Source organism: Gilliamella sp. Pra-s52 (genome assembly GCF_009795805.1).
Lineage (GTDB): Bacteria > Pseudomonadota > Gammaproteobacteria > Enterobacterales > Orbaceae > Gilliamella.
The window spans coordinates 1-3,340 of the sequence record NZ_WTEY01000034.1 but is presented as its reverse complement, the minus strand read 5'-3'; the positions used below and the strand labels follow the sequence as shown (position 1 = coordinate 3,340).

The 3,340-nt window shown below is 38.1% G+C and carries 5 protein-coding genes; all 5 read right to left on the bottom strand.

Going from position 1 to position 3,340, the window contains the following annotated elements; all coding sequences use genetic code 11:
• A partial coding sequence (locus GQ594_RS11765; RefSeq protein ID WP_160413142.1) for a terminase occupies positions 1–1,458 on the bottom strand: 1,458 nt, incomplete at its 3' end.
• Complete coding sequence (locus GQ594_RS11760) at positions 1,458–2,060, bottom strand: hypothetical protein (protein ID WP_160413139.1); 603 nt, start codon at positions 2,058–2,060, stop codon at positions 1,458–1,460. The genes GQ594_RS11760 and GQ594_RS11765, both read right to left, overlap by 1 nt.
• Positions 2,061–2,069: 9 nt before the next feature.
• Complete coding sequence (locus tag GQ594_RS11755) at positions 2,070–2,585, bottom strand: Rha family transcriptional regulator (protein WP_237398526.1); 516 nt, start codon at positions 2,583–2,585, stop codon at positions 2,070–2,072.
• A 339-nt stretch (positions 2,586–2,924) separates the two neighbouring features.
• Positions 2,925–3,158, bottom strand: a complete 234-nt coding sequence (lysC, locus tag GQ594_RS12540) for an Rz1-like lysis system protein LysC (RefSeq protein WP_442903541.1) — start codon at positions 3,156–3,158, stop codon at positions 2,925–2,927.
• The coding region (locus GQ594_RS11750; RefSeq protein WP_202112590.1) for a hypothetical protein at positions 3,055–3,340 on the bottom strand (286 nt) is incomplete at its 5' end. The genes GQ594_RS11750 and lysC, both read right to left, overlap by 104 nt.

The window sequence follows — 3,340 nt, the reverse complement described above, 5'->3', positions numbered from 1 at the left end:
ATTTCGATTAGCCACAGCAAAATATCTAAACGCATCCGCGCCGTGTGATGTATGGTCATGTAGCGGTTTATCTCGCCAACAGCCGTTTTTATCATCCCATGCTTTTCGATAGGCTTCTAAATAAGCAATACCCTGTTCGCATTTGCTTGAATCAAATGCACAAAGCGGCAAAATTTCACGAACTGATTCGATGCCATCATCAACACTAAGCCTTGGGGCTACATTAAACTTAATGCTGTATTTCTCACCGTCAATTTCATAACCTTCTTTTGCTATCTGTTTACGGCTCTTACCATCACCCGATAATTCACGATTATCAATATCGTGCGGTGCCCAGTGCTCAGCATATTCATAACCAAGATTTTGGGCTTTATCTTTCAGGACCTTCATGTAGTGCCTGAGACCCTCGCCACTATTTTCGTAGTAGTCGATGATGTGAAATTCTTCACCCACTTTGCGCACAAACCAAATAGCGGTTGAATCACCAATACCTAAGTCCCAATAGGTATAAACTGGTAGATGGCGATTATCTGGTAGCGTGGTAATGCGTTTTTCTTTGTATAGTTCTCTGAATTGCCTTGCATAGTAAGCGCCCTCGATTGATTGCTCAAAGGCTTCACTTGGAATAGATGGATATTCGCGCTTCATATCATCGCCGAGCGTTTTCTCTTTAGCGTGATACCAAGCTTTTTGTTGTTCGGTTAAGTCGATACCATGCTTAGCTTTTATTTCGCTAAAATACTCTTCTAATCGAGTTGGTATCGGTTCAACTGGCGCTATCGCATAAAGCGGATTCTTCCACCAAGAGAAGAAGAAAAATTTCCAGTCTAGTGATGATAAAGGCTTACCTTGAATATGGGCTTTTTCAGCTGTATTGCAGTAATCATAAAAATAACCACTTTTACCCTCCGCTGTGCTTTCGATAGTAATGAAACAGCCTGTAGCAACCGCCTCAAACGCACCTGTGACGATTTCCTTAGCTTTATCAGGAAACTTAGCACAAATCTTACCAAACTCAGAAACATGTAAGTAACGCAATGTACCACCACGGAATGAAGTTGATACATAAAGCGAACCGCCTTTTTTAAAGACCAACTCACCAGCCGCATCATTGCTTGCAGGATTTGCTTGTTTTATTTCTTCGGGTAGTCTGTCATAAGCATATTTAACTTTTTCTCTAAATAATCTTTTAGCATCATTTAAAGTGTGAGCAATCAACGCACATTTAGCTGATTCAAATAAAGCGGCATCTAACTGAATAATACATACTTCGGTAGTAAAACCCAATTGCCGAGCTTTTAATATGATATTCCTTGTATGCATCCCCTCGAAGTATTCAAGCTGTTCGGGGGTCATTGTGAAGCGAATTTGCTTACCTGCTTTATCCGTGATGTAGTAGAGGTTATTTAAACGCCAAAGCTTATTACTGAGTTTTTTTAAATGACCAGGAGATAACATTAACCCTCCCGTGATAGTTTATCCATTAAATCCGAAAGTTGGCCAACTGAATTATCTTTTGGTGTGTCGTCAATGTTGTAAGCTTGACGCTCTAAAGCAATCAAGTTCTTCAGCGTTTCACTTAATGCTTTCATTGATTTCACCCTTTCTGGCATAGATATGACGGCCATATAAACTTCATTGAGTTTGTCCCTGCCGTTTTGGTCTGGATTTGCTAATAACTCACCAAGTTTTTTGAATAACTCTATATCAGCACATTCAGCACCAAGCTCTTCAAATAAGGCGTTGGTAATATTACGAGCTTTACGAATATCGCCTCGGTGTTCCATTCGAACATTTGCGATTACTTCAGCATTAGCCTCAATAAGTATCCGCTCGTTTAACTTATTTTTACTGGATACCTGAGTGGATACCTCTTTTTTGGATACCAATGAATCTGCTTTGTTTTTAATTTTTGTGCTTAAATCTCTTTCCCAACCATCACGCTTTGCTCTTTTATTTATTGCTCCGTGAGTTATTCCGTGTTGTGAAGCTATCTCTCTTATAGACAGTAATCCAGCCCTGTAGGCTGATTCGATAGCCTCCCAGTCTGGCTTTTTCATAATCTTTCCTTAAATTAATAATTGAATTTGTGATTGTTCTTGTAGTTTTTGCATCCTATTTGTTAACTCTGGCTTTTTCTCTTTACCCCATCGTCTTAATAAGCGACCTGACATACTTGCTACATCTTTTTCTTTCATGTACTCAAGCATTAAATCATTATGTTGCTTTAAATAACTGTTTTGCATCGAGTGAAGCTGTTCAGCCATCCAGTCAAAGGCTTGCATATATTTAATCTTGATTTGCAATGCAGTTTTACCCGTGAACCCCATAACTAATAGCATAAATCCATTCCTCGTTAAATTGAATGCAGGTTGAGCTTCACCGTTTTTATCAATAAAATCAAAGGGCGCAAAATTGCGCTGGGTGTATTCTGGATTATCACAATCGTTAATTGTGTTTCTAATTTTTTTTAAAACATCTTTATGCCGTTTACCAAAATACTCAGCCACCTTTAAAGATGTCGTCATTACTTGATTACCTTGCAAAGTAACCATTTCGTTAAAATCGAATTTAATAATATTCATGGTATTCTCCATTAGAAATGAGTTTTAGTCACACAGGGAACCAGTCAAGAGAGGTAACCATGAAAACCATCTGACGCCCTCTAAAACTCATTCCTAAGTGGCTCTTGTTGTTAATTGCCGTGTGATGGCATTATGATTGGTTGAAAAGTGAATTGGGTTTGTGGTGCATCAAACATTTTAGGTATAAAAAAACCGCAATTAAGCGGTTTGATTAAATATGCAGTTATTTTTTATAACCGCTCGTAATTTTTTATATTTTATGCGGTAAAAGTGAATGATTATTTAAAATTGGCTGAGTGATTTTTAATTTAGACGCGCCAAAACTCAGCCGATGCGCTTTTATTCATTAGCAATTTCTTTTATTGCCCTTTTGTCCGCGTTACACTTCTCAATAACATTTAGCAAATGCTCGTTATATTTGATGCTATCGCCGAATGTCATCGATTTTGGTGGTAAATTTGGTAGACAATCACTGAGTAAATTTGCTGGTATCGGTCGATTGACGTAAACCTTTCGCTCTGTTGTACAAGCTGTTAGAAACAGGCACAGGCACAAACTGACTAGCACAGCCATTATTTTTGAGTTGCTCATTGATTTGCTCCTGCCTTTCGATAGATTTATTTTCTAACTCACGTTTACTTTGCTCGTTATCAGCTATGATTTGGTTGTTTTTAGCGATGTCTCGGTTCAACTGTTCGATTTTCTCAGATAGTTCAGCTTTATCTTTTTGTAGCTGCTTTTTTTCTTGATAATTG

Excerpts from the sequence above, each read along its gene's own strand:
- GQ594_RS11760 (WP_160413139.1), bottom strand. The coding sequence starts at position 2,060 with ATGAAAAAGCCAGACTGGGAGGCTATCGAATCAGCCTACAGGGCTGGA.
- GQ594_RS11755 (WP_237398526.1), bottom strand. The coding sequence starts at position 2,585 with ATGAATATTATTAAATTCGATTTTAACGAAATGGTTACTTTGCAAGGT.
- lysC (WP_442903541.1), bottom strand. The coding sequence starts at position 3,158 with ATGGCTGTGCTAGTCAGTTTGTGCCTGTGCCTGTTTCTAACAGCTTGT.